The 26,242-nt window shown below is 52.3% G+C and carries 23 protein-coding genes; 12 read left to right on the top strand and 11 right to left on the bottom strand.

Annotated features, from left to right (window positions below):
* Nucleotides 1-51: 51 nt before the first annotated feature.
* The 4 genes from J2Z70_RS19965 to J2Z70_RS19950 form a co-directional block, all read right to left on the bottom strand.
* Nucleotides 52-945 (bottom strand): carbohydrate ABC transporter permease, encoded by an 894-nt coding sequence (locus tag J2Z70_RS19965; protein WP_076077305.1) that lies wholly within the window; start codon nt 943-945, stop codon nt 52-54.
* 46 nt (nt 946-991) lie between these two features.
* The gene (locus J2Z70_RS19960; RefSeq protein ID WP_425355121.1) at nt 992-1,975 is read right to left on the bottom strand and encodes an ABC transporter permease; all 984 of its coding nucleotides are present in this window, start codon (nt 1,973-1,975) and stop codon (nt 992-994) included.
* A gap of 451 nt (nt 1,976-2,426) precedes the next feature.
* Nucleotides 2,427-4,625 (bottom strand): collagen-like protein, encoded by a 2,199-nt coding sequence (locus J2Z70_RS19955; protein WP_209876365.1) that lies wholly within the window; start codon nt 4,623-4,625, stop codon nt 2,427-2,429.
* 250 nt (nt 4,626-4,875) lie between these two features.
* Complete coding sequence (locus J2Z70_RS19950; protein ID WP_209876136.1) at nt 4,876-6,351, bottom strand: ABC transporter substrate-binding protein; 1,476 nt, start codon at nt 6,349-6,351, stop codon at nt 4,876-4,878.
* An 81-nt stretch (nt 6,352-6,432) separates the two neighbouring features.
* Here J2Z70_RS19950 and J2Z70_RS19945 point away from each other — a divergent pair, with 81 nt between their 5' ends.
* Nucleotides 6,433-8,325, top strand: a complete 1,893-nt coding sequence (locus tag J2Z70_RS19945) for a cache domain-containing sensor histidine kinase (protein ID WP_209876134.1) — start codon at nt 6,433-6,435, stop codon at nt 8,323-8,325.
* The gene (locus J2Z70_RS19940) at nt 8,300-9,916 is read left to right on the top strand and encodes a response regulator (RefSeq protein WP_209876132.1); all 1,617 of its coding nucleotides are present in this window, start codon (nt 8,300-8,302) and stop codon (nt 9,914-9,916) included. Before J2Z70_RS19945 ends, J2Z70_RS19940 begins: the two co-directional genes overlap by 26 nt.
* A gap of 12 nt (nt 9,917-9,928) precedes the next feature.
* On the opposite strand, the gene J2Z70_RS19935 is transcribed toward J2Z70_RS19940, so the two are convergent.
* Entirely contained in the window at nt 9,929-10,657 is a 729-nt protein-coding gene (locus J2Z70_RS19935; RefSeq protein ID WP_209876130.1) for a protein-glutamine gamma-glutamyltransferase, read from the bottom strand.
* Between the two features lie 381 nt (nt 10,658-11,038).
* Here J2Z70_RS19935 and J2Z70_RS19930 point away from each other — a divergent pair, with 381 nt between their 5' ends.
* The 4 genes from J2Z70_RS19930 to J2Z70_RS19915 all read left to right on the top strand — a co-directional run bounded on the left by J2Z70_RS19930 (nt 11,039) and on the right by J2Z70_RS19915 (nt 12,378).
* On the top strand, nt 11,039-11,431 hold the full coding sequence (locus tag J2Z70_RS19930) for a sigma-70 family RNA polymerase sigma factor (protein WP_209876129.1): 393 nt from the start codon (nt 11,039-11,041) through the stop codon (nt 11,429-11,431).
* 3 nt (nt 11,432-11,434) lie between these two features.
* Nucleotides 11,435-11,590 carry a YvrJ family protein gene (locus J2Z70_RS19925; protein ID WP_209876127.1) on the top strand — a complete coding sequence of 52 codons (156 nt, stop codon included), beginning with the start codon at nt 11,435-11,437 and terminating at the stop codon, nt 11,588-11,590.
* A 4-nt stretch (nt 11,591-11,594) separates the two neighbouring features.
* Complete coding sequence (locus J2Z70_RS19920) at nt 11,595-11,792, top strand: helix-turn-helix domain-containing protein (protein WP_042266232.1); 198 nt, start codon at nt 11,595-11,597, stop codon at nt 11,790-11,792.
* A 94-nt stretch (nt 11,793-11,886) separates the two neighbouring features.
* Nucleotides 11,887-12,378: a cell wall hydrolase gene (locus J2Z70_RS19915; protein WP_209876125.1), complete on the top strand. Its 492-nt coding sequence runs from the start codon at nt 11,887-11,889 to the stop codon at nt 12,376-12,378.
* Between the two features lie 43 nt (nt 12,379-12,421).
* Here the strand turns inward: J2Z70_RS19915 and J2Z70_RS19910 are convergent, their stop codons facing one another.
* The 3 genes from J2Z70_RS19910 to J2Z70_RS19900 all read right to left on the bottom strand — a co-directional run bounded on the left by J2Z70_RS19910 (nt 12,422) and on the right by J2Z70_RS19900 (nt 15,836).
* Nucleotides 12,422-13,162 (bottom strand): hypothetical protein, encoded by a 741-nt coding sequence (locus J2Z70_RS19910; RefSeq protein ID WP_209876123.1) that lies wholly within the window; start codon nt 13,160-13,162, stop codon nt 12,422-12,424.
* Between the two features lie 343 nt (nt 13,163-13,505).
* Nucleotides 13,506-15,206, bottom strand: a complete 1,701-nt coding sequence (locus J2Z70_RS19905; RefSeq protein WP_209876121.1) for a DUF4127 family protein — start codon at nt 15,204-15,206, stop codon at nt 13,506-13,508.
* Between the two features lie 159 nt (nt 15,207-15,365).
* Nucleotides 15,366-15,836, bottom strand: a complete 471-nt coding sequence (locus J2Z70_RS19900; protein ID WP_245368381.1) for a copper amine oxidase N-terminal domain-containing protein — start codon at nt 15,834-15,836, stop codon at nt 15,366-15,368.
* A gap of 102 nt (nt 15,837-15,938) precedes the next feature.
* On the opposite strand from J2Z70_RS19900, the gene J2Z70_RS19895 reads away from it, so the two are divergent.
* A complete protein-coding gene (locus J2Z70_RS19895; protein WP_209876119.1) occupies nt 15,939-16,337 on the top strand; it encodes a GNAT family N-acetyltransferase in 399 nt (132 codons plus the stop codon).
* Here the strand turns inward: J2Z70_RS19895 and J2Z70_RS19890 are convergent, their stop codons facing one another.
* Both J2Z70_RS19890 and ald read right to left on the bottom strand, forming a co-directional pair.
* Complete coding sequence (locus tag J2Z70_RS19890; RefSeq protein ID WP_209876118.1) at nt 16,338-17,606, bottom strand: PucR family transcriptional regulator; 1,269 nt, start codon at nt 17,604-17,606, stop codon at nt 16,338-16,340.
* A gap of 314 nt (nt 17,607-17,920) precedes the next feature.
* Nucleotides 17,921-19,054 carry an alanine dehydrogenase gene (gene ald, locus J2Z70_RS19885; protein ID WP_209876117.1) on the bottom strand — a complete coding sequence of 378 codons (1,134 nt, stop codon included), beginning with the start codon at nt 19,052-19,054 and terminating at the stop codon, nt 17,921-17,923.
* 312 nt (nt 19,055-19,366) lie between these two features.
* On the opposite strand from ald, the gene J2Z70_RS19880 reads away from it, so the two are divergent.
* The gene (locus tag J2Z70_RS19880; protein WP_245368380.1) at nt 19,367-20,686 is read left to right on the top strand and encodes an ABC transporter substrate-binding protein; all 1,320 of its coding nucleotides are present in this window, start codon (nt 19,367-19,369) and stop codon (nt 20,684-20,686) included.
* A 233-nt stretch (nt 20,687-20,919) separates the two neighbouring features.
* Here J2Z70_RS19880 and J2Z70_RS19875 read toward each other — a convergent pair whose 3' ends face one another.
* Nucleotides 20,920-21,174, bottom strand: a complete 255-nt coding sequence (locus J2Z70_RS19875) for a hypothetical protein (protein ID WP_209876116.1) — start codon at nt 21,172-21,174, stop codon at nt 20,920-20,922.
* Nucleotides 21,175-21,314: 140 nt separating this feature from the next.
* On the opposite strand from J2Z70_RS19875, the gene J2Z70_RS19870 reads away from it, so the two are divergent.
* The 4 genes from J2Z70_RS19870 (at nt 21,315) to J2Z70_RS19855 (ending at nt 25,862) form a co-directional block, all read left to right on the top strand.
* Entirely contained in the window at nt 21,315-23,087 is a 1,773-nt protein-coding gene (locus tag J2Z70_RS19870; RefSeq protein WP_209876115.1) for a sensor histidine kinase, read from the top strand.
* A gap of 27 nt (nt 23,088-23,114) precedes the next feature.
* Nucleotides 23,115-23,906, top strand: a complete 792-nt coding sequence (locus J2Z70_RS19865) for a response regulator (RefSeq protein WP_209876114.1) — start codon at nt 23,115-23,117, stop codon at nt 23,904-23,906.
* Nucleotides 23,907-24,140: 234 nt separating this feature from the next.
* A complete protein-coding gene (locus tag J2Z70_RS19860) occupies nt 24,141-25,022 on the top strand; it encodes a carbohydrate ABC transporter permease (RefSeq protein ID WP_036726391.1) in 882 nt (293 codons plus the stop codon).
* A 12-nt stretch (nt 25,023-25,034) separates the two neighbouring features.
* Nucleotides 25,035-25,862, top strand: a complete 828-nt coding sequence (locus tag J2Z70_RS19855; RefSeq protein WP_209876112.1) for a carbohydrate ABC transporter permease — start codon at nt 25,035-25,037, stop codon at nt 25,860-25,862.
* Nucleotides 25,863-26,242: the final 380 nt, after the last annotated feature.

Below are 26,242 nucleotides of genomic sequence, written 5' to 3'. Positions count from 1 at the left end.
TTTTTCCTCCCCTTGATGGAACAGATATATGCTAATCGGTAGGTTCCGAGGTTAGCCTTTGATAGAGCCGAGCGTCAGTCCTTTGATGAAATACCGCTGGAAGAACGGATAGGCCAGCACAATCGGCCCGATGCCGATCAGCGCCATCGCCATACGGATCGTTTCCCCCGGCAATTTGGCCAGCTCGGTGGCCGAGCCTTGAATAAGTGCCCCGTTGCGGCTCAGGTAGTCTGCCTGGGAGATCATTTTGTACATGAGATATTGGAGGGAATAGAGGTCTGTGTCGGTAATGAAAATCATGCTGTTAAACCAGTCATTCCAGTAATGCAGCGTATTGAACAGCCCAATGGTCGCGAAGACCGGCAAAGACAGCGGGAAAACAATCCGGAAGAACGTCCTTAGCTCCCCTGCTCCGTCAATCGTAGAGGCTTCAATCAGCGCGGGCGGCACGCTCATCTGGAAGTACGTCTTCATAATCAGCACATTGAACGGGGACAGCAGCATCGGCACGACCAGTGCCCAGATCGAATTCTTGAGGTCCAGCACCTGGGTGTAGACCATATACCACGGCACCAGCCCGCCCCCGAAGAGCATAGTGAAGAAAATCAGGAAGGCGAACACCCCCCGGTACCGGAAATCGGCCCGCGAGATCGGATACGCATACAGGGAAGAGATGAACACACTGACCAGCGTTCCGGTGATGGTGACGAAGAACGAGATGCCGTAGGCCCGCAGCACCACGCTGTAATCCTTGAAGATATACGCGTAAGCCTCCAGGCTAAGCTTCTCCGGGATGAATTGATAGCCATTGCGGACGATGTAATCGTAATCGGTAATAGAGATCATGAAGACCAGTACAATCGGCAGCAGGCAGGCCAGGGACAGGATGATAAAAATAATATGGAGGAGAACGTTAGTGAAGCGGGATATTTCGTTATTAGCCACGGATTTCCACTCCTTCTACAGGGTACGTGCGCTGCCAGACTTTTAGCTAGAAAACCGCCTGATCCTTGTCAACCTTACGCACGATCCAGTTCGAGCCGAGGACCAGGAAAAAGCCGACCACCGATTGGTATAATCCGGCCGCTGCGGACATCCCCAGGTTACCCATGTTAATCAGCGCGTTATAGACGTAGGTGTCGATGACCAGTGTAGTCGGGTACAGCGCCCCGGAGTTCAGTGTGGTCTGGTAGAACAGCCCGAAGTCGGAGCGGAAGATGCCCCCGATCGCCAGAATCGTTGTAATAATAATGACCGGCCGGATGAGCGGAATCGTGATATGCAGGATCTGCTTCCACTTGCTGGCGCCGTCGATCAGGGCCGCTTCATAGTACTCGTTGTCAATGCCGATGATCGCCGCCAGATAGATGACACAGCCATAGCCCACCCCTTTCCAGAGATTAATCAGCGGCAGAATGAACGGCCAATACTTCGGCTCCGAATACCAGTTCAGCTCATCCAGCCCGAAGAGGGCGAAGACTCCTTTATTGATGAAACCGTATTCTACATTCAGAAAAGCGAACACCAGATAGCTCACCACCACCATCGACAGGAAGTAGGGGAAGAACATGATGCTCTGATAGAATTTGGCGGCCAACTTGTTCCTCAGCTCATTCAGGGCAACCGCGATGGATACGGCGAAGACCAGATTAAGCACAATGAACACAAAGTTGTAGAGCACCGTATTGCGCGTGATAATCCAGGCATCCGAGGTGGCGAAGAGGAATTTGAAGTTATCCAGCCCGACCCACGGACTGCCGAGAATCCCGTCCACATAGTTGATATTTTTGAACGCAATCACAATTCCGAACATCGGCAGATAGTTGTTGATCAGCAAAAATACTACGCCCGGCAGCAGCATCAGCAGCAGCACCTTATGCTTCAGCAGATGCTTCAGCCCGTGTCTCTTTTTCGTCCTCCGGCCTACCGGCAAGCTGCTGCTACCTGTACCCGCCACACTTCTCTTCGGCTTCATAACCATTGTCTTCCGCCTCCCGTGTTCCTTCAGCAGTCCCTCTCTTCCCTGACTTAAGTGTACCCGCAGGCGGCTCCATGCTAAATAAGGCCATCTATAATAAAAGTTCAAAATCCTACGGAGTTTGGAGTAAATTAGTTGGATAAACGTAGCTTGATTTGGATATTTTGGATCCCCGTCGGGTTTTAGTTGGATAAACGTCATTTAATTTCGCGTATTTCCCCTACTCTGCTATATTTGCTGAATTTTAAGTGCTGTTTCTCCAACTGCTTCCCTACAAGAAGGCTTCTGTCCATGAATAAGTGGTGAAAATCCAACTGCTTTCCGTACCAGAATCCATTTGCGGAAGGCAGTGAAGCCGAAGGGACAAAATGCAAAAAGGCGCTCCACGATGACCGCTGTGGAACGCTCTTTTAGCTGAAGCTTGTGGGTCTAAATTAGTCTGCAGCGGTTAAGTCAGTCTGTGCACAGACCATACAACACCTGAAGAGACACCTCCAAGATCTAACGGCACGGTTAATCCATCTGATACATAGAAGAGGCCGATGACATCGCCTGCACTCAGTTCGACTTCACCCGTTAGAGTGACTGTACCATTACCCAGGATCGTCCGCAGAGACAGCAGAAGCGCAATGTTAACATTCAGCAGCGGGAACAATCCGGTTACCAGATCCGTTACTGTCGGCGAGGTTCTCCGCACTACAAAAGCCGGATCAATTCCCGCTCCCAATGCAACGGAGATGGCAGCGGTAGTGCTGTAGTTAATGGTTGCCTCAAACGAATATCTGCCGGATACCGGAATCGTGTAGTTGCCTGTAGTCTCATTAAATGTCGCACTGTCATAGTAAGGCGAAGTTACAGTCCAACCCGTAAGCTGCGTACTGGTCGTGGCCGAGAACGTTGGCAGGAATGCGGAAAAACCTTCTGATGCGAAATTCGGGCCGGTCGCTCCGGTCACTCCCACGCCCGTTGCACCTGTCGCTCCGGTCACGCCTACTCCCGTTGCCCCGGTCGCTCCGGTCACGCCTGCTCCAGTCGCCCCGGTCGCTCCAGTCACTCCCACGCCTGTTGCCCCGGTTGCTCCGGTCGCTCCGGTCACTCCTACTCCCGTTGCACCGGTCGCTCCGGTCACTCCTACTCCCGTTGCCCCGGTTGCCCCGGTCACTCCTACTCCCGTTGCTCCGGTCACTCCTACGCCCGTTGCTCCGGTCGCACCGGTCACGCCTACGCCCGTTGCTCCGGTCGCCCCGGTCACGCCTACGCCCGTTGCACCGGTCGCCCCGGTCACGCCTACTCCCGTTGCACCGGTCGCTCCGGTCACTCCTGCGCCCGTTGCTCCGGTCGCCCCGGTCACTCCTACGCCCGTTGCCCCGGTCGCCCCGGTCACGCCTGCTCCAGTCGCCCCCGTCACGCCTGCTCCAGTTGCGCCTGTCGCTCCAGTCACTCCCACGCCCGTTGCACCGGTCGCTCCAGTCACTCCCACGCCCGTTGCTCCGGTCGCTCCGGTCACGCCTACTCCCGTTGCTCCTGTCGCTCCGGTCACTCCTACTCCCGTTGCACCGGTCGCTCCGGTCACTCCCACGCCCGTTGCTCCGGTCGCTCCGGTCACTCCTACTCCCGTTGCCCCGGTTGCCCCGGTCACGCCCACGCCCGTTGCCCCGGTCGCTCCGGTCACGCCCACGCCCGTTGCTCCGGTCGCCCCGGTCACGCCTACTCCCGTTGCTCCGGTCGCTCCGGTCTCTCCTACGCCCGTTGCACCTGTCGGGCCCGTCACGCCGGTCGCACCGGTCACCCCTGCACCGGTCGCTCCAGTCGCCCCCGTCACTCCTGCGCCAGTTGCGCCTGTCGGGCCCGTCATGCCGGTCGCACCGGTCACCCCTGCACCGGTCGCTCCAGTCGCCCCCGTCACTCCTGCGCCAGTTGCACCTGTCGGACCTGTCACGCCTGTCACGCCGGTCGCACCGGTCACCCCTGCTCCAGTCGCACCAGTCACTCCTGCGCCAGTTGCGCCTGTCGGGCCCGTCACTCCGGTCGCACCGGTCACCCCTGCCCCGGTCGCTCCAGTCGCCCCCGTCACCCCTGCGCCAGTTGCACCTGTCGGACCTGTCACGCCGGTCGCACCGGTCACCCCTGCTCCAGTCGCACCAGTCGGGCCCGTCAATCCGGTTGCTCCAGTTGGGCCTGTCACGCCTACGCCCACCGCCCCGGTCGCTCCGGTCACCCCTGCTCCAGTCGCGCCCGTTGCGCCTGTCGGGCCCGTCACGCCGGTCGCTCCAGTGGCCCCCGTTACACCAGTATCGCCCAGCAGTTCAGCCGAGACCAGCCGGTGGGCAGTGACGAGCTGGCCGGTGCTGCTCTTGCCCCATACGGAGATCTGAACCGGATCATCTACCGTAGCCGAAGTGGAGAAAATAAATTCAAAAGCATCCAGATCTGCATAATAAGTAGAAGTAATAGATTCATTGGCTGCTAAATTAAGTGATTGACTGACATACAGTACCCGCATGCCTCCCTGCATGTAATAGCCTTGTAAAGATACTGTAGAAGCTGCAACACTACTGCGGTTAACAATTCTGACCGTAACCTGTGTAGTGGGTCTTACTCCTCCAACTGCATTGTTTTCCAGTGGTCCTGTGGATAGTAGAGTCATTTCCCAGTCTCCTTTAACGACAGATTTGTATTGTCCTGATAGATTCTCCTTTCCTCACTTAATCTATCTTTTGACTACATAGAAGCTAGCAGCAGAAAGATGGATCAATATAGTAATATTCTGCGATTCCGGCACGGTGTGTGCAGTAGAGCTAGATTCCGGCAGGCATCCCATATAAATAGGAGACAACACAAAAGGGCCCTCTCCTCAGCCGCAATGGCCGGGAAAGGTCCCTGAATATAAGCCTATTCTATTCCCGTCCACTGTCCGAACGGCTCTGCAGGCTCTCCCCCACTAACGGGGCGCGGGGATCGAACTGCGGATAGATATATTCCTCACGCCGAAAAGAATACCCGGTAGCTGCGATGTCCAGCATCTGATTCAGCCGCTCACTCTCGCTGCCCAGTCCCTGGTCCAGCGGAATGTCCCCCGCGATGATCCGCAGATACAGCTGCATTCTTGGACCGTCGCCTGAATAACGCGGCTCCATGGATACCGTATTCGGATCATACTGGTCCATGATCTGCGGGGATAGCGGATAGATCGATTCTGCTGCGGTTGGATAGAATTCCCTGAAGTGGCGTAGCCCCCGTGAAGCGCCCGGCTTATCCATAATCCCGTCTGTCACCGGGAGGGCCAGCGCCTGCTGATACAGCATGCCCAGGAACTCCTTCGATTGAAGAAAACGCCAGACCTTCACCGCAGCCTCCCGGCTCTGCGCCGCACTGTTCACCACCAGCGGAGCTTGGGGGACCATCATCAGAGCCCCGGCACCGCGCCGTGACAGCTCCGCTGCCGGAGGGAGCGCCACTCCCCAGTCATCCTTAGGCATATACTCCTGCAGCTTGACATAATCTTTGCTGGTAACATACATCATGCCAATATTGCCGTCCGCGAACTGCCGGAGCGCACTGCTCAGCTTCAGCAGCGTCTCCCCCGGGTAGAGGCTGCCCTGCTGCTTCATCTCCCGTACCATTTGCAGCCAGGGGGCATACACACTCAGGTCATAACGGCCCGACCGGTAATCATACAGATAATAACCGCTGTAGGTATTCGATAGCTCCAGTCCGGCCTGGAGACTGGCCCGGCTATCCCCGGCGGGCAACGCGAAGCCGTATTTATTGACCAATGCTCCGGCCCGGCTGATCTGCAGGGCAGCCTGCTCCAGTGCAGCGAAGGTAAGCGGAGGCTGCTCCGGGTCAAGTCCGGCGGTCCGGAACAATTGTTTATTGTAGATCAGACGCACGGTATCAATACTGGAGGGCATGAAGTAGATTCCGCCCTTGAACAACGGGCCGGACGCGTACTTCCTGGCCCATACCGGAAAACGCAACAGCCATCCGGCATCCAGATCAGCAGACAGATTAGCAAGATACCCCTTGTTGACGTAAGTGGCCAGCCAGGCGTTATCGACACTGAACACATCCGGCCCCTGCCCGGAGGTCATCAGCATATTTAAGGTATCGTCGTAGGCGTCTGTAGCAAGGTTCATCACTACGATCTCAATCTGATCGGGATTCGTTTTATTATAATGGCTGATGGCATTCTTCACTTCCAGGTTCTCCGTCCAGTCAGACAGGGCGACCCTCACCCGGGTGGTCTGCGCCTCCGGCAGGGCCTTCTCGCCTTGAGTGAGGTCCGGCAGCAGCGGGCGGTCATAGACAAAAGTGTAGATAGCCAGCCCGCACCCTAAGATGGCAATAAGATAGAACAGTAACCTTTTCACACCGCACCTCCTGCGTTGACATCCTGACTTCACGCGTTTTACAATGTATACCAGTTATTGACTTGCTGAAGGAGGACTCCGATGAAGAAATATTACGATTCGTTGTCGAAGGCACTCTTCCTGTATAACTTCAGCATCCGCAGCCGGCTGATCCTCTACTTTCTCTTCCTCGTTCTTCTCCCGACCACGATCATCTCGGTCACCATCTATAACAAATCCGCCGGGATCATTACCCGGAATATGAATACATCGATTGAAAATAACTTCAATCTGGTTCAGGATAATCTGGCCCGGCGGTTCGAAGCCGCCAATCAATCCATGACCGCGTTGTACCTGAATTCTGAATTCGCGGACCTCATCTCCTCCAACCGGCCCGCAGACAGCACCGGAATCATTAATGAGCTGGCCGCCCTTAGCAAAATCCTTGAGGATTTCCCCGCGAACGGGACCTCCGGCAACAGCTTCGTCCCTATGCTCTATATGCTGAACCGGCCGGAATATACCCAATATAATTTCTCACGGCGTGTATTCAATATCGATCTTATTACCTTAAAGCCCTGGTATTTAAGCATTCCGGCCAAAGCCGATTTTGCCGTGGTGGGCCTTAGCTCACTGGATTCCAGATTCACCCTCAAATTCGCGAAGCGCCTGTTCGGTATCCGGCATGCACAGCTGCCCTATGTCGGACTGCTCACCCTTGATATTCCGGTAGCCGAATTCGGCACGCTGCTGGAGCATTATAAGCCTACCCCCGGCAGCAAGGTCTATATCGCAGACAGAGCCGGAACGATCGCCATCAGCCCCGAGCCGTCACTCATCGGCCAGAATATCGCCGCTCAGGATTATTACAGCAAGCTTAGCTTGACTATAGGCCCTGCTGACAGTACCAGCAACCCTCTCTCTCCAGACCACTCATCCGGACTGCATTCCTTCCGCCACTCTGTCGGCAGCGAGGAGATGCTCGTCTCGTACAAGACGCTGGAGAATACCGGCTGGACCATCCTGTCCTTCTCGCCTGTCCGTGAGCTGAATGGGGAGCTGGTCTCCTTCCGCCGGGTGATGTATGTCGTAATTGTCATCTGCATGCTCATCTCCTTTCTGATGGCCCTGCTGCTGTCCGAGAATATCTCCGCTCCGATCCGCAAGTTCATCCAGTCAATGTCGCATGCCGAGAGCGGGAACTTCAATATCCCCATCCGTTACCGGCGCAAGGACGAATTCTCCTATTTATTCAACCGCTACAACAAGCTGCTCCAGCAGATTAAGGCGCTGATCGACAAGCTCTACGTCACCGAGCTGCGCAAAAAGGAAGCCGAGCTGCAAATGCTCCAGGCCCAGATCAATCCGCATTTTCTCTACAATACCCTGGACTCCATTAACTGGATTGCCATTAACCACGATATTCCCGAGATCAGCAGCATGGTCACCTCGCTCTCGGATTTCTTCCGGTACAGCCTGAGCAAGGGCCGCAATATTATCCCGCTCCGCGATGAGCTGCGGCAGGTCGAGAGCTATCTGCAGATTCAGCAGTTCCGCTTCCAGGACCGGCTTCACTATGAGCTGGAGGAGACGGACCGGGCGCTCGCAGAGGAATGTCTGGTGGTGAAGCTTAGTCTCCAGCCGCTGGTGGAGAATGCCCTGATTCACGGCATCCAGCGGCGGCGGGGAACAGGCACGATCCGCATCCGGGTAGAGCAGACGCAGGAGCTGCTTAGTATCTCCGTGTTTGACGATGGAATAGGCGCCGATCCCGCACGGCTGAACCAGCTGCTGGCAGACCCGCAGCCGGGCAGCCAGTCTTACGGCATCCGCAATGTGCATATGCGGATCCGGCAGTTTTTTGGAGAGTCCTACGGCATCCGTTATTACGACAATACCGAAGACGGCTGCGGTCTGCTGGCTGTCATCCGGTTCCCGGTGGTCACTACTTGGAATGAGGTGAATGAAGATGTTAACGATGATCATAGCGGATGACGAGCCGTTTATCCGCAGCAGTCTGATCCGTGTGTTCGATTGGCAGGAAGAGTTCGGGATTGAGATTATCGGGGAAGCCTCGGACGGGCTGGAAGCCTACGAATTATGCCTGAAGCTCCAGCCGGACATCCTGTTCACCGACATTATGATGCCGCTAATGGGGGGGCTGGAGGTAGCAGAGAAGCTGCGGGAGGCGGGCTGCAGGGCCCGGATTATTATTATCAGCGGCGCCCAGGACTTCTCCTACGCCCGGGAGGCGCTGAAGGTGAACGCCGAGGGATATATTCTGAAGCCTGTCAAGCTGCCCGAGATCCGCAGTGTCTTCCGCCAGGCGGTGGCCAAGCTGACAGAGGAACGCGAGCAGCAGGTGGATCTGGAGCAGCTTAAGCAGCAGCTTCAAGACAGTATGCCGCTGCTGCGGGAGAAATTCCTCCAGAATCTGATTGCCGGCCTCTACCGCAGGGAGGAGGAGATCTGGCAGAAGATACAGTATTTCGCCCTGCCCTTCCAGCAGGGGACGCTTCTCAGCGTCTGTGTACTCCAGCTGGATGAATACCGGAGCGCGGTGGATAAATACTCGGAGGAGCATAAGCAGCTGCTCTACTTTTCCATCCAGAATATCATTCAGGAGAGCCTGGACAGCCACCCCTGCGCCATCAGCTTCGTAGCCAGCGAGAACGAATTCATTATGGTGATCTGCACCCCGCAGACACCTCCGTCCCACTCCATCTCCGGGACCTGCGAACAAATCATCGCTAATATTCAGAAGTATCTGCGGCTGGATGCCTCCGTCGGCATCGGGCGGGCTTGTCCGCTGGCGGGCCAGCTTGAGGATTCCTATAAGGATGCGCTGGCTGCGCTGGTGTACAAATTCTATACCGGGCCTGCCTCCGTCCTCTACATTAATGATATCCAGCCCGACACGGAGAAGCTGCAGAGCACCTTTATCTATAAACTCCAGGCCCGGCTGATGAATGAATTGAAGGCAGGACATACGGACACCGTCACCCGGCTGCTGGAGCAGCTGTTCAATGGACTGGCCGGTCCCAAGCATAGAATTGAATATGTGCAGAGTATCTGCGCAGAGATGATTTTCACCTCCGCCAGGGCCCTGTATGAGATAGATGAGGATATCGGGCAGGTGCTAAGCGACCGGATTAGCATCATGGATAAGCTGTACCAGCAGACCACGATCACCGGCCTTAAGGCGTATATGCTGTCGCTCCTGCATGACTTAAGCGCTTATGTAGCAGGCAAGAACACCTCCAGGAACAGCCGGATCGTCAGCAGCATCTGCACCATCGTTCAGGAGGGATACGCCTCGGAGCTGTCCGTGTCCAGGATTGCCGAGGAGGTGTTTCTGACACCTAACTACATCAGCCTGCTATTCAAGAAGGAGACCGGCAGAACCATTACCGACTATATCACCCAGATCCGCATAGGCAAGGCGAAGGAGCTGCTGCTGACCACGGACCTGAAGGTCATGGAGATCTCAGAGCGGGTCGGCTATGAGAATCCCCATTATTTCAGTACTGTTTTCAAAAAAACCACCGGCCTGCACCCGCTCAAGTTCCGTTCGGCCAAGGATTAGACCGCTGCCGCTCTAGCGGACAATATAGGATTTCGTACCTATTCTGGAGAAGATGGCCGTTTTTACATTCACTTTGGCGGAGATCGGCGGGCTCAGTCGTGAGTTGCCGAGAGAAGCAATATAGGCAAAATCCGGGTGAAGCCCCTCATCCGCCAGATAGGCAGACGTCCGGCTGCCCGGCACCCGCTCCCTGTTGAGCGAGGTTATCATCTGAGTGGCATTCTTAATCCCGAGCCCGTGTCCGTAGTAGGTGTCTCTGGACAACATAATCGCGTTCTCCCCCTGCCATTCCGGCTTAGCCGGATCATGGTCGGGATTCTTGAAATAGACCACATCGCCCGGCTGCAGCTCATTCCTGTTGAACGTGGTAATCAGCTTCAGATTGCTGTCATAGTTCCAGTCCCACAGGTACAGGCCGGTGAAATTACGGTTGAATGCCGCCTCTCCGATCATGTTGATGGTCGCTTTATAGAGAATCATCACCATCGCCATAGCACATTCAAAGGCATACAGCTGTCCATTCACAAAAATATCATTAATCGCCGCCGAAGGAGTGACATTTGCATTCAGCTCAAATCCACCGCCCCCTGTACGGGTCCAATACCTCGGATTGCAGCGGGAATTCTCGAAGGTCGAGAAATCTGTCCCCCCTACATTCATTGCCCGGGCTGCCGCAATAATCTCCCCCCGCATCCTGCTCTCAAATGCCGGATCTGCCGGAGCCGCGTATCCATACCCCATTCTGCTTCCCCCTTTCGTCTTCTTGCCATGAAATATAGGTTATTGTACGTGTCGGGCCTCCTATTGGTGCGGAGGAGTTTGCTTACTGCGCCAAAAGAACCGGCTTTTGCCGGCGCTCTCCTTCCTGGCCGCTGCCCGGTCCTATGGAAGAACGAATAAAAGGCGCTTCCCGGCAATCGGAGCGCCTTTTTCACGCTGGATAATACCCTTGCCCCCCGATCCTCAGCACCATAGATTTAGTTTCATTGACTGAAATATTATCAATGCTAAAATATAGGAACATACGTTCTTTATTTTTTGGAAAATGGTTGTAAAAAATACATTTCATTTCTCTTTATAGGGTAGGAGTACTCTCTTTTTAAAAAGGACGGGGGGCTTATATTGACAGATGATGACTTGAATCGTCGTTTTATCACGTATATGGCCAATCTCATATACTACAACTCTATCAATTATGACAAAAAAAGACGAATGAAGGACAGCCGATTTCCTCTGACTTTAGACAACGATGAAAACCTGGAGTCCATCTTACTTACCACTTATGATGCTGAATCTGTACCCCCAAATTTAAAAGATCACATTACGGATCACTCCCTTTATCAAGCTTATGAATCCTTATCAGTGCAGCAACAAAGGATTCTATCTTTTGCTTATGTACAAGCACTAAATGACAAGGAAATAGCCAGAATATTGGGAGTATCCCAACAAAATGTTTCGAAACACCGCTTAAAAGCCCTAACTAAATTGCGCAGCTTAATAACGGAAGGGGGATGAATGATGATGGAGGGTGACATCGCTACTTTCATTGCTAATTTAGGCTTCCCGATTGCAATTACTTTGTATCTGCTTATTCGTTTTGAAAAGAAAATATCTGATTTAAGCGAGGCTATCAATGCTTTAAAGAATGAAATACAAAAAAATGTAAAGCGGTGATTTTATGTTGGCCGAACTTTTAGTACAAGCACAGCAACACCATGATCAGGGGGCAACACTGCATATCCTAGAATCTTTCACACCAAAGATCAAAGCCTCCTTGCGACAAGTCCCCGCCGATCACCGGGAAGATTTGAAACAGGAACTCTATGTCAAAATGATTGAGGTTATACAGACCTTTGATATTAGTGAATTGAAATAAAATTTGGAGAGTGGTTGTAGAAAATGAGACTCATTTCTCTTTATATAATGAGACGCCGGTGATCTACAAAAAAAACATATTGGAGGTAATATTCATGGCAATTGGTGATCCATTAACTTCTAAATCTCAGCTTTACGGACGTGACAGTGTGGATTTGTTGGCCAGAACTCTTTGGGGAGAAACCCGAGGCGATTCAGATTCTCGTGTAAGTGTTGCTTATGTCATAAATAACCGTAAAAACAATACCACATACGGTGAATTTAAAAATCTTAACACGATTGAAGCAGTAGTGCTCAAACCATTTGCATTCAGTTGCTTTAACGAGGGCAATCCTAACTTGCCAGAATGTCTTGCTCCTAATAGAAGTAGTGCGGTCTGGACTAATATTGTTAATTTAGCCTCAAACCTAGGTAACTATACGAATGAAATCGGTAGCAAGTGTTTCTATTCTACTAACACCAGGTTTGCTGAACTAAGCTATACTTCTGGTGGAAAACTCTATTATAGTTTCCCAGGAGGAGGCACGGTTCAAGTCAGTTCCAAAGTCGTAGTCGGTAAACACACATTCTTTGATTATGTCGTTTAATTTAATCAACAAAAAAAGCTGACCACAGTTGGTCAGCTTTTTTTTATTTTTCAATTGGTTTAACTTCAATTTGATCAGCAAGAAATTCATTCTTGGCACTATCGAATTTGTATGTGATATTGAAATCACATACATATGTGGGAGACACACCTACAGATCCTCCAAGGTTCAATTTTATTTTTTGATTCTCCAATGAATAAATATATACTCCTCCAAAAGCAAGGCTATCTTGCTTGTAATCCGGTGCTGGATCAAATCCATAGTTGAAATCATATTCTTTTCCTTGTGATTTAACGGAAATCGCTAGTGTACCATCACCGTTTTTAGCAACATGCGTTTCAAGCTGATTCGCAACAATCTCTTCATAACCTTGGACTTTAATTTCGGATAGATCCTCGGCATTAACGACATGAATATCATAATTGTTTAATTCTGTTCCTCGCCCAGTCTGGATGATAATTACGGCTTCTTCTTTCCCATCGCCTGTAACATCCGTGTAAAATACCTGCGGGGCAGTTCCAGTATCCATAGGAATATTCCAAGGATAGTCTTTCTTATTACCGTTAATATCCAGTGTTATCCCATCAGTTTTTGTATAAAACTTTACTTTTTCATCTTCTGAAGACCCCAGCAACTTCACATCCTTATCTTGCACCGGCTGTGTCATAACTTGTTTACTAGGAGACTCACCCGAACCATTATTAACCGTTGCAGGTTTATCTGATCCACATCCTGAAAGCAAAACGACACTCAACACAATCAATACACCAAGCTCTTTTTTCAACCCTGAAAACTCCTTTCGTCTAATTATCTGAAATTATATCAGAGAAAATTAATCCATGAATAACATATAATTAACATTATTTAATATTTAAGTTAAATTTTTGTCATCCAATCAATTCCATGCGAAGTACCATACACCTAATTTTATCAATCTCACATACCATTATGTTATTATCTTTCCCCTCACAGCTACTCCTTTCCTATTTTTTACTTATTATACCATATATATTTTCCCCTTATTAGGTTTATCTATTTTTCTTTCCACAAACCTAAATAGGGGGAGCTTAGCCCAAGCTTAGCCCCCCCTCAAAATATTTAAAATTCAACCCATGAAGAATAGTCTATTATTGCAAAGTCAGGTTAGGATTCAAAGTAATCTCAAAGGCACGGCCCCAAATATAATCGGGATCATCGTATGGAAGTACTGCACTGGCGTATTCGGAGAAGACCCAACTGCCCCCGTTAATGTGCCGGATACTGCACGCCGGTTCAGCACTGCCGATCAGGAAGGCGCCCGTCCCGGCAAGCGTGGCCGTGTGTGTCTGCATCCGCTCTCTCAGCAGGGCCTCGAGATGAGCGTAATCCTCCGGGCTATTGAACAACAACATATTCTGATCTGTAAACGTTGCAACATTCTCATAGAGCGAATGGGCTCTGGAATATGTCCGGATCTCGCCAATCGCCAGCCTTTTGTAGAAGTAATCCTTCAGGAAGCGCTTGAACAGCAGCGAGCCGTGAGCGTTAACCGCAAGATCCAGCGCCGCCGCATCGGTCTCTGTAACGATATAAGCATACCGGGCCTGAGCCATGCCCAGTGCGAGGCCGATTTTGTTCCCCGGCGTATTCCAGCCGCTATATCCTAATAGCGCGCCAGTATGCCTGCTGCCCAGTAGAGCCTCAGTTATACTTGCATCTGCTGCACCTGCGCCGACACAATCAATCACTACCGAAGGGACGAGGCGGGAATCGTTATCTTCGATACGGTTAACCGCAGCCAGCACCTGATCCGCAGCAGTAATCGCGATAATCTCCACCTCACGGGCATCGCCTACCGCCTCACCCCCTACAATATCCAGATGGCGCAGGATGTTCTGATGCACATCCATATATTCATACGGACTCGTAAGGGTAGAGCCATGCGGTCCGAAATATTCAACGGTATACCTGGTTGTGGCTCCGTTCCGGTAGAGCTGATTCGCCATCCGCGCCAGTAAGGACTGTCCCAGTCCGTCTGCATCCGGGAGAATGACGGCCCGGTCCGGATTTTGCCCCTGGGTCCCGCCCAGCCATTCATTAATGCCTGCTTCCATATAGTGAATCTCGTTAATCTGCACGCCCTGGGTATTGGCATCATCCACACCGACTGCAAGGAAATCAATAGAGCCTTCCTGCGCCAGGACCTCCAGAATATAGCGGTTCGTCTTGAACTTATGCGCTCTGGTATTGTAATACTGCTCTTTATCAAAAGTAGCCGTACTGCCATAGTCGCCAGTCGGTGACAGGTTATATCCACTGAGAATATCTTCGAACTGTGTGAAGCTCCTGCGCGGCTGAAGCATGAAGTTGCGGGACTCCGTATAGGCCGCGAGGTCCAGCCCTTCCGCAAAAGAGGTGGTGGCCAGCCTCATAATCGTATCCATTACATACACCGGCTTGTCCGGGTAAGCTTGCTTCACTTCACGGATGACATCCAGCAAGTCTGTAATTGCAGCATCGTAAGCGGGATAAGCGCCCCCTACATCCGTACGCAGACGGCGGCTGCCAATCAGCCCCCCATAAGCGAGCATGTCCGCCGAGAGGATGAAGCCATCCACTGAAGCTGCATGATCCCGAATATATTGCCGGATCTTGGCGGTATCTCCGTAGGCTGGTGAGGAGGTGGTCAGCAGGGTTGTGCCTGATGCTGTCTTTTGCGAATCCAGGCGATTCTTAAGATCCGTTACATCCGGTGTGATCACATCAATGCCCGCCGATCTCCCCTGCACAATCACATCATCCAGATTAACAGGCCGATCATCCAATGGTACATATAGCACTTTCTTCATTGATGTCACGCTCCCTCTAGTTAGCAGATAGGCTCAGAACAGATGCCCTCACTATATAAGGTAATTTACACAGATGGATTACAACCAGAACTTAAAAAATAATAAAAAATATAAAAAGCCTACCCAGTTGAAAGGCAGACTCTCTATATTAATTCAGTATTATTCAGAAAAATTAATATACACGGAGGCATTATCAGCCGTTTTACTCCAAGTAACCTGCGCGCCAAGTGCTTCAGAGATAAATCTTAAATTCACAAAGAATATATTACTATCAGGTTCTAGAGAAGGAGCCTGAGTTAATACCACTTTACTTCCGTTCACAACCCCATCAAATGAATTATTTGTTAACTTAATTTTAATATCTCCTTTTGTCGCAGTAACTGTTTTAGTCGTGTTATCCCATTCTACAGTCATTCCATAGGCCTCGAAGATGGGGCGCATGGGAACAAGAGTTGTAACATTAGCGTAGATATCCAATTTTTCATTATTGATAAAAATACTTGGATGTTCTCTGGAAGATTTGACACTAGCTACACTACCAGAGGGAGCTGCTGAAGCAAATATACTATTCACTCCAATGCTCATTGAGATCACTGCGACACTAAGAAATACGCTCACTATTTTTCTCATAATAGCCTCCACTTAATCATATACGATGCAAGAATATTCTTTATCCAATTGTGCTCATTTATAGCTTAGAATAATAAAAATTAATGTAAAAGGAGAGTCATTATGGCATTAGAATTCAAGGTCAATGAACAGCTGCTGCCTGAGCAAATGGCTGAGGTGTTTAGATTATCGGGGCTAAAGCGCCCTCACAACGATCTAGACCGTATGGAGAAAATGGTTGATCAGGCCGATATCATCATTAGCTGCTGGGACGGTGAGCGTGTAGTAGGCTTAGCACGGGCCATCACCGACTATTGCTACTGCTGTTATCTGTCGGATCTGGCCGTAATTAAGGAGTATCAGAAGCAGAATATAGGCAAAGACCTGGTGCAGCTGCTTCAGGAGACATTAGGAGATCAGGTGTCCATCGTGCTGCTGTCTTCCGAGGAAGCTCTATCGTTCTATCCTCAAATCGGCTTTGAAGCGGCTACCAATGCCTTTCGGATCGCCCGAAAACATTAGCTACTCTTTGGACCCGGCAGCCTCCTGGAACCATAGATTTACCTGCGCGGTCTCCTCGGTCAGAAGATCCAGGTAGATGGAGGTACGGTAGTCGGTCTCCTTGAGGCTCCTGCCTGTAATCTCGGTGATCCGGTTCAGGCGGTACATTAAGGTATTGGTATGAATATGCAGAAAAGCGGCCGATCCCTTCAAATTCCCGTCCAGCGACAAATATACGGCGAGGGTTTTCAGGAGATCGCTCTTATGCTCACGGTCATGCTCCTTCAGCGGATAGAGCAGCAAGCTCCGGCGGGGGCGGCTCCGTTTCTGTTCCAGAATCGCCGGAAGGTACGCCCAGAACCCGATCTCTTCATAGAGCAGCAGCTCACGGGTATGATAAGGCAGCAGCTTCTTCAACTCCAGAATCTGCAGCGCTTCGCGGTACGCTTCAGCGGCGGAGGTATATTCGCGGTATTCAGGGCTGCACCCTGCCGTAAGCCTGCCGCCTTCGCTCTGGCCCAGCTCCCCGAGCAGCTTGTGCAGGAACGAAGACAGACGTCCGGTCCCTTCCACCGGAAATATAAAGGAGAAAAGAATAATTAGCCGGTTCTGCTCGGCGGTCTGAAAAAGCAGCCGCTGCCCGGTATAGGTAGCCATCACCCTGCGGAATTTCTGCAAAAAATGCTCATCCACCGGCCTGCTGCTCTCCAGCACCCCGATATAATAACGCTCCGGCAGCAGAATCGCCCCGGCCTCTGCCTCCTGGCGGATTCGCGGCTCACTCTCATAATGCGAGGTCAGCAGCTTCCAAAAGAAGTCCTCGAACGTCTTCTCCTGCTTCGTCTTCCAGCCGCGCTGCTTCAGCAGATGACGTCCGGCAATCCCGGCAGCCTTCTCCACGATACGCTCCGCATGCCCTTCGGTAAGATTCCCCCGGTCTACCACCCAGATATAGCCCAGAATCTCCTGCTGGTGCTTGATGCACATCGCCAGCCGCGGGCCAAGCCCGACCTCCATTACCGCAGGGATGCGGATTGGATGAATGCTGCTCTCCAGCTCATGCATAACTCCCTTTTTGCGTAGACCGATAATGACCGTGCTGGGCACCTTTTTGCCAATGATGGTCGAGATCCGCGCCGGATCACTCTCCGTCTGATGGGAGCTGTACCCGATCACATGATGATTGCTGTCCTCAATCGTAACCTGGGACTGGAGCGATTCGCTGAGCGTATCCGCCAGGGATTCCATACTGTCAAAAAAACGGTCAAATGATGGCTCTGCTTCTGTCAATGTTCCCACCCCAACCCCAAGAATAGCCGAAGCTTATATAAGTGATTACATTATATTACAGCGCCTGGCAGTTGCCTATAGGAATAAAACAGATTTCAGTAGAAAACCTGACATATCATGAAGAATTTGCGTCAAAAGCAAAATAACGTGGAGCGATAGCTTACATGGGGCGGGTGTCAGACGCGCTCGACCCCCGCTGGCCCATTGTGTTCGGTTTTTCGCCTACATCCGCCTGGTCCACTCGCCAAAAAAAAGCCCGGTGATTGCTCACCGGACTCTGACACACATTCTTCTGTTTACTCCCCCACCACACATCAGATCAGCGTGAACTCCTGCTCTACAGCAGCTTCAACCGTGAAGTACTCTTCTCCAAGCGCCTCGGCTACGGCCTGGCAGGTGATTTTGCCGTTGGCTACGTTGACGCCGCTCTTCAGACCGGCATTGTCTTCGATGGCCTGGAATACGCCTTTGTTGGCAATTTGCAGGGCGTACGGAACGGTGACGTTGGTTAGAGCGATGGTCGAGGTTTTGGCCACTGCGCCCGGCATATTGGCTACGGAATAGTGCAGAACCCCATGATTCTCAAAGACAGGGTTATCATGCGTGGTCACCCGGTCAATCGTCTCCACAATCCCGCCCTGGTCAATCGCCACATCGACAATGACGGAACCTGGCTTCATCGTCTGCACCATCGCTTCCGTTACCAGCTTAGGCGCCTTCGCGCCTGGAATCAGCACAGCCCCTACCAGCAGATCTGCTTCAGCAACAGCCTTGGCGATGTTGTACGGATTGGAGATTAGGGTGCTGATCTGTGCGCCGAAAATATCGTCAAGCTGGCGGAGCCGGTCTGCGCTCAGGTCGATAATCGTTACCTCAGCGCCGAGGCCAATGGCCATCTTGGCTGCATTGGTGCCGACGACACCTCCGCCGATGATGCTGACCTTGCCGCGGCTTACGCCGGGAACCCCGGAGAGCAGGATGCCCTGTCCGCCGTAGTTCTTTTGCAGGAATTGTGCGCCCAGTTGTACAGCCATCCGTCCGGCTACCTCGCTCATCGGGGTGAGCAGCGGCAAGGTACGTCCATCCACTACCGTCTCGTAGCCGATAGCGAATACGCCTTTGTCTTTGAGGGCAGCAGCAAGCGCCGGCTCTGGAGCCAGATGCAGATATGTGAAGAGAATCAGGCCCGGACGGAAGTAACCGTATTCGCTGGCCAGCGGCTCTTTTACCTTCATTACCATTTCAGCGGCGGCCCACACTGCGGCGGCTTCTGCCACCAATTCAGCACCGGCTGCGGCATACTCTTCATTCTGGAATCCGCTGCCTACACCCGCTCCTGCTTCCACCAGCACCTTGTGGCCCTCTGCGGTCAGGCTGACAACACCCGCCGGGGTGATCGCTACCCGGTTTTCGTTGTTTTTGATCTCTTTCGGTACGCCAATAATCATCTTTCATCGCTCCTGTCAGTTAGGGTTCTCTTATGTGAAGAATCATAACATACAGGCCGGAGCTGCATTTTGGGTAAAAAGAAAAACATGATCTGACATGATTGTGTTTTTACACAATGGACTTGAAACGCCGCACCAGCTGCTCCCGGAATAGAACGTTTCCCTGCACTATTGCCGCCCTAGCCTTAATCCGGGGAGATATTATAAAGTTATGTTCCATATTCTCCTGTTATTTGTTCCTTCTGACGCTTCCGGCCATCTGCTATTCTTGAATTGCAAGCTTATACAGTACACACAGGGAGGTTGTCGCTTTTGAACAAGAGCCGTGTTATTGCCGGAATCACTTCGCTCGTTCTGATCATGGGCCTGGCCGCAGGCTGCGGGAACAGCAGCAATTCATCTTCAGCGGACAATGGAAGCTCTGCCACAGGTAAGAATACACCGGTAACGCTCAAAATGTGGGGCGGTGTCCCCCCGGAATCCGGTCCGCAGCAGGTGGTGGACAACTGGAACAAGGAGCACCCCGATATTCAGGTGGAATATGTACGCTATGTCAATGACGACGACGGCAATCTGAAGCTGGATACGGCGATGATTACCGGCCAGGATGTGGATTTGTTCGTGAACTATACAATCTCCCATGCCGCCAAGCGGGTGGAATCGGGACTGGCCCTGGACCTCAGCGGCTTCACCGATTACAACATTGAAGAGAAGATGGGCGCGGATACTGCGAGCTGGAAGATTGACGGCAAGTTCTACGGCGTTCCGACAACCAAGAGCCCGTTCTTCATCGCCCTGAACAAAGACGCCCTCGATAAGGCAGGCCTGCCGGTTCCGAAGGAATGGACCTGGAATGAGCTGCGCGAGTATGCGAAGAAGCTGAAGAACGGGGATTCGTACGGTTTTATTCAAAATATGGAGCCCTTCGTGGACCCCATCGACTCCGTGCTGTCCCAGGAGGGCTACACTAAGCCGGACGGCACCTCCAATCTCGATCATCCGCTGGTCAGACAATGGCTGGAGACGCTGAACGGGATGATGCAGGACGATAAGACCACACCGCCGCTCGGCGAGCAATTGACTTCCAAGATGCCGGTGGAGCAGGTGTTCCTCAGCGGAGAGGTGCCGATGCTCAATATCGGGGCGTGGCTGCTGCGCAGCTCGAATAACTTCACCGACTTCCCGCGTGATTTCAAAATCGCTTTCGCTCCGGTACCCCGGCTTGCTGAATCCGCCAGTGATTACGTGACCCGCGGGGGCCTCGGCGATTACATCTCCATTAACGCCAAGTCCAAGAAGCAGGAAGCGGCCTGGGAGTTCCTGAAGTGGTATTCCGATGGCGGCATGTCCCCGATGGCAGCGGGTGGCAGACTCCCGGCCTCCAAGGATGCCAAGCAGGAGGATGCGCTCAAGAGCCTCATCGGCGACAAAAGTGACTCCTACGATCTGGACTCCCTGATGTACGTCATGTTCGACAATAAGACGCCAACCTATGTCCGCAGCCTGCCGCAAGAGGTAATGGACCTGCGCTCACAGGAGTACGAGAAGTACTTCCTCGGCTCGCAGTCGCTTGACCAGACCGTGCAGGCCATGGCAGCGCGGCATAACGAGTATTTGAAGCAGAAGAAGTAGCGGCTTGGGTGGAGCCAGCGGAGATAGAGAAGAAATAGAGAAGTATCGTGCATCATACAGGAGGCTTGCCATGGGAATCATGGCGCCTCTCTTTCTTTTGTCTTACCCTATCAGGAACAGACTATGCCTTGAATGAACGCGGGTTCTTGCGGACTGGGATGCGCTTATTTTGGCAAATTCGGCTATTCTGGAGGCTACACGGACTCAGATGCGCTTAATTACCATTTTTCGCTTCATTTCCGGTTACCTGGAGTGATATAACGGCCTCTGAGTCCGCCTGCCAGCAGAAAGTTGACTTTTTCGCCAAATAAGAGCCTCTGAGTCCGTCGGTCCACAGTAGGAGGAATAGTAGCGGCGGGCACGATGATTGAGGCCAGGAAATACCCGACATACTCCAGGAGGTCCCTTGACAAGGCGGGGCGGATAACCATCCGCTCCGTCTTTCTTGTCCCTCTGTCAAGCAGCCCGGATAGAACAAAACTATGCATTTCCGCCATCCTCCCCTGTCCGCTGGAACAAAACCATGCAATTTAAAATATCGACAATCCGGCGGAGGGATTATGCTATAATCTAGCATATCAACCGTCCCTAAGCGGGCAGGTTCAGTCAGGCTTGGAGGTGCTTCCCTGTGTCACAGCTGCTGCGTGTGCTGATTCCCCAGAAGTTGAAATACCGCCTGTTCACCGCCTTTGTGTGTCTGATTCTGCTGCCGTTCGGCGCGCTGAATATCTATAACTATCAGCGCATTGAGACGCTGGTCCAGAAGAAAATCAGCCAGCAGAGCCACTATCAGCTGGAGCAGATGTACCGCACGCTGGAGGACCAGATCAGCATTGCCTTCAAGACGCTGCTGTTCCTAAAGCAGGATGACACCGTGAAGTCTGTACTGCTCCATCCTGAACAGCGTAATGAGCTAGAGAATAAGCGGCTGATGGAGAATATTTTCAAGAACCTGAACAACAGCTTCTTCCTGTATAATCCTTCGGTCTACTTCATGATTCTGGACTTTTCTGAAAGCGCATACACCTCTTACCCGCCCAAGGATTCACTGGTCTATTCGGATCTGCGGGGAAATCCCGGGTTCGACAGAGGGCAGATGAACAACAGCTCTTATCACTGGGTGCCTAATGATACTAACTACGTTCTGCGTGATGTCTCTACCAGCGCCTATCTTCTATCCTTATACGCGTATCTGGAGGATGCCCGGAACCAGCCGTATGGCATGGCCCGGATCAGCATTGATTATACGTACTGGCTGCGCTCCATCCACAAGCAGTCCGATCTGGAGCAGCAGTATTTCCTGATTACCCGCTCGGGCGAGGATATCTCCCAGTCGGTTCCGGGCAGCCAGTTGTCCGACAAGGTGAAGGCAGGCTTTGCCGGACAGCCGGGACAGCAGTATTTTATCGATAAAGACTCGAACGCCTTGATTAACTATATCTATGTGGAGTCGCTGGACTGGTATATCGTCAACCGAATTCCGCTGTCTGTGCTGTTCGTGGAGATCGAGGGGCTGAAGCAGCAGTACTTCCTTACGTTCCTGGTGCTGACGAGCATCTTCCTGATGATGACCTTCGTGATTGCTACGACCATTACGCGGCCCTTGTCCCATCTGCAGAACAAGATGAAGGCGGCGGTGCAGAAAAACCTGAAGATCCGCCTGCCGGAGCACAAATTCAGCGGCGAGATCCTGGAGCTGACCCGGACCTTCAATACGATGCTGGACGACACCAACCTGCTGATCCAGAAGCTGAAGGCGGAGGAGCGGCAGAAGGAGGCGGTGCATTTTCAGATGCTGCTGGCCCAGACGAATCCCCACTTCCTGCTCAACACGCTGAATACGATCAAATGGATCGCCATCCGTGAGCAGAACGAGGATATTACGAACATGACCCTGTCGCTCGGCAAGCTGCTGGAGGCCAGTCTGAACACCGATAAGGATCTGATCCATCTAAAAGATGAAATCGAGCTGGTTGAGGCCTATGTCCATATTCAGCAGGTCCGGTACGCGCACAAATTCGACTGTACGTTCACGTATGACGAGGACATTCTGTATGCTCTGGTGCCGAAGCTCAGCCTTCAGCCGCTGGTGGAGAACGCCATCATTCACGGAATCAGCAGACTGCCCGGCCACGGCCTTATTGAGCTGAACGTCCACCGCGAAGAGAACCGGCTGGTCGTAGAGATCCGGGACAACGGCGTAGGCATGGAGCAGGGCGGCGGCCCCAAGGCTCCGCGCAAGCGTCCGGGCATCGGACTGAGTAACATTCAGGAGCGGCTGCGGCTGTTGTTCCGGGAAGAGGGACAGCTTGAGGTGCTCTCAACCAGCGAAGGCGTTACGGTCCGCTTGACGCTGCCGCTGCTAATGTCCACACCTTACGGCAACGAACATCCGGCTTGAGGCGCATAACTACGGGAGGGATTACACATGTGGAAGGTACTGCTTGTGGAGGATGAGGTATTCGTACGGGAAAGTGTGCGCGAGATTATCGCCTGGGAGGAGCTTGGCTTCACGGTCAGCGGAGAAGCGGGCAACGGGGCTGAGGCGCTGGAGATAATCCGCGGGGATACGCCCAATCTGGTGATTTCGGATATTGTCATGCCGGAGATGGATGGCGTCGAGCTGCTGCGCAGAACCCGTGAGGAAGGATTTGATTCCCGCTTCGTCATGCTGACCTGCATGAATGATTTCGAGAATGTGCGGCAGGCCATGGAATACGGGGCATCCAATTATATTCTGAAGCTGTCGATGAGCGTAAATTCACTCCGGGACACACTGCGCAAGATCAGCGGGGAGCTGGAGAAGAACCGCAAGGCAGAGCCGGATATGCCTAAGGAGTCTCCCCCGCCCCCGCCGGCCCATGAGGAGATTACTAGCCACCCGGAGATCCAGAAGATTCTTCACTACCTGCACGAACACTACGCTGAGGATATTACGGTGAAGTCGATGTCGCAGTATGTTATGATGGCCGAGAATTATGTCAGCACCCTGTTCAAAAAGAAAACCGGCCACACCCTGATCCACTATCTGCACCGTGTACGGGTAGACCAGGCGATCCGGCTTCTGACCGATTCCGACCTGCCGGTCTATGAGATCGGTAACCGGGTCGGCTTCGTGAGCGACAACTACTTCATCAAGATTTTCAAGCGCCTGACCGCGCAGACGCCCAGCCAGTACAGGCATCAGCACCGGGAGAAGCCGGATCGCTTAAGCTTATAGCCTGCTTTTCAGATAACGATCATAGTATTGCTCCAGCGGCATTCCTTCCGGGAATGCCGCTATTCTTGCTGGCCGGAACATGGATAGAACATATCTAAGACCGAAGCGCCTGCCGCCGCCTGCGTAATTGTATATTTCTGTGCCATGAAGTGGTTGGTTTTGTTCCTTAACCCTCACGGGAACGCTTGCTATGCTTGTAATGTACTTATTAAGACCTAAAGGAGTGGGGCTATTGTGAAAGCAACCTGGATGCGACGCCAGCAGCTGCTGGGCTATCTGTTTATCGGGCCCAATATGATTGGCGTGATACTATTTTTTATCATACCGGCTATGTATTCGTTCTATCTCATGTTTACAGACTACAAGTTTATGAGTCCCCATACCAAGTTCATCGGGCTGGCCAATATCCGGCGGATGCTGGGGGATGAGGTCTTCTATATTGCCATTAAGAACACGCTGCTGTTCCTGCTCTCTGTTCCTGTATCCATTGGGCTGGCGTTCCTGGTGGCTGTCATTCTGAACCGTTCCGTGTATCTCAAAAAGCTGCTGCGTGCCTTGTACTTCATGCCCTACATTACCAGCGGCGTAGCCGTAGCCTTCGTCTGGATGCTGCTGTTCCACCCGAATAACGGGCCGATTAACGGCATTCTCCGCTCTATGGGCATCGAGAACCCTCCCGGTTGGCTGTCCACGATGGATACGTCCATGTATGCGATTGATATCATCTGGATCTGGTTCATGCTCGGCTATAACATGATCATCTACCTCGCCGCCTTGCAGGAGGTGTCCGGCGAGCTGCTGGAGGCAGCCACCATCGACGGTGCCCGCACCTGGCAGACGGTCCGCAGCATCCTGTGGCCGCTGGTGAGTCCCACTACTTTTCTGCTGCTGATTACCGGTCTGATCATGTCGATCAAGCAGTTCGGCATCATCCAGGCGATTACGCAGGGCGGGCCCGGGAACAGCACCACCGTATTATCCCTGTTCATCTATCAGAATGCCTTCCGCTATTACGAGATGGGCTATGCGTCAGCGGTCTCCTGGGCCCTGTTCCTGATCATTCTGATCTTCACCGTGGTTCAATGGCTGGGCCAGAAACGCTGGGTTCACTACTAAGGAGCTGAGAATATGAATAAAGCCGCCGTTACCAAAATCATCGCCACATTAATCATGCTGTTCTTCAGCATCGTCATGATTGTGCCCTTCCTCTGGATGATCAGCACCTCCTTCAAAACCCCTGCGGAAGTATTCCGCTATCCGATCCAGTGGATTCCGGACCACTTCAACTGGAGTCATCATATTAAAGTCTGGTCCGGCCAGGGCAGCTTCGTGCCTTATTATCTGAATTCCCTTAAAGTCGCTGTGCTCAGTACCATCGGCGCGGTCTCTCTGTCCGCCTTGGCGGCTTACGGCTTTGCCCGGATTGAATTCAAGGGACGCAACACTATGTTCCTGGTCTATCTGTCGATGATGATGGTTCCTCCGCAGGTGCTGTTCGTGCCCAAGTTCATCATGTTCGACTGGGCCGGCATCTATAACACCCACTGGGCGCTGATTCTGCCCGGCATGTTCACCATCTTCGGCGTATTCATGATGCGGCAGTTCTTCCTCTCCGTGCCCTACGAAATCTCGGAGGCTGCCTTCATCGACGGTGCCGGCCATTTCCGTATCTTCTCGCGGATTATCCTGCCGATGGCCAAGCCCTCGCTGGCGACACTGGCGATCATCGACTTCTCCTGGCACTGGAACGATTATGAGAACGCGCTCGTCTTCCTGATCGACCAGGATCTGTTCACCGTTCCGCTCGGGCTGCAGAACTTCATCCTGGAGAACAATGTCGATTACAACGGCATGATGGCCGCCGCAACGGCCGGTATCATCCCGATGATTCTCGTCTTCCTGCTCGGCCAGAAATATATCATTGAAGGAGTGGCCAGCTCGGCGGTGAAGGGGTGACAGTGCGGGGAACTAGGCAGTATTGCCGCATCAGCTTAAAACATGTGAAAATTACTTTTAACTCATCGCTTGCTAGGGTTGCCATGCCTGATCGTGCCTGATTAAGGTGCGAGGGTAGGCTTAAGTGCAGTCTGTACAACTAAAATGCGGGATGTGCCGCCAAATCTCTGTTTAGATGTATTTCGTACAATTAAAATACCTCTATATCTGGATTTTCGCCCATTCGGGCAAATATAGTTGTACAGAATACAATTAGACGAAGAATACCTTCGGGCGCACTGTTTTTAGTTGGTCAAGTAGGCGGGGCCTCTCCATCGTGGATTGTGCCCCTACCCCTCACAGATCCGTACGTGCGCAATTCACGCATACGGCTCTTCACC

It is taken from the genome of Paenibacillus silagei, assembly GCF_017874735.1.
GTDB classification, from domain to species: domain Bacteria; phylum Bacillota; class Bacilli; order Paenibacillales; family Paenibacillaceae; genus Paenibacillus_AQ; species Paenibacillus_AQ silagei.
Note: the sequence above shows the minus strand (reverse complement) of the source record. Positions and strands in the feature narration are given on the sequence as shown.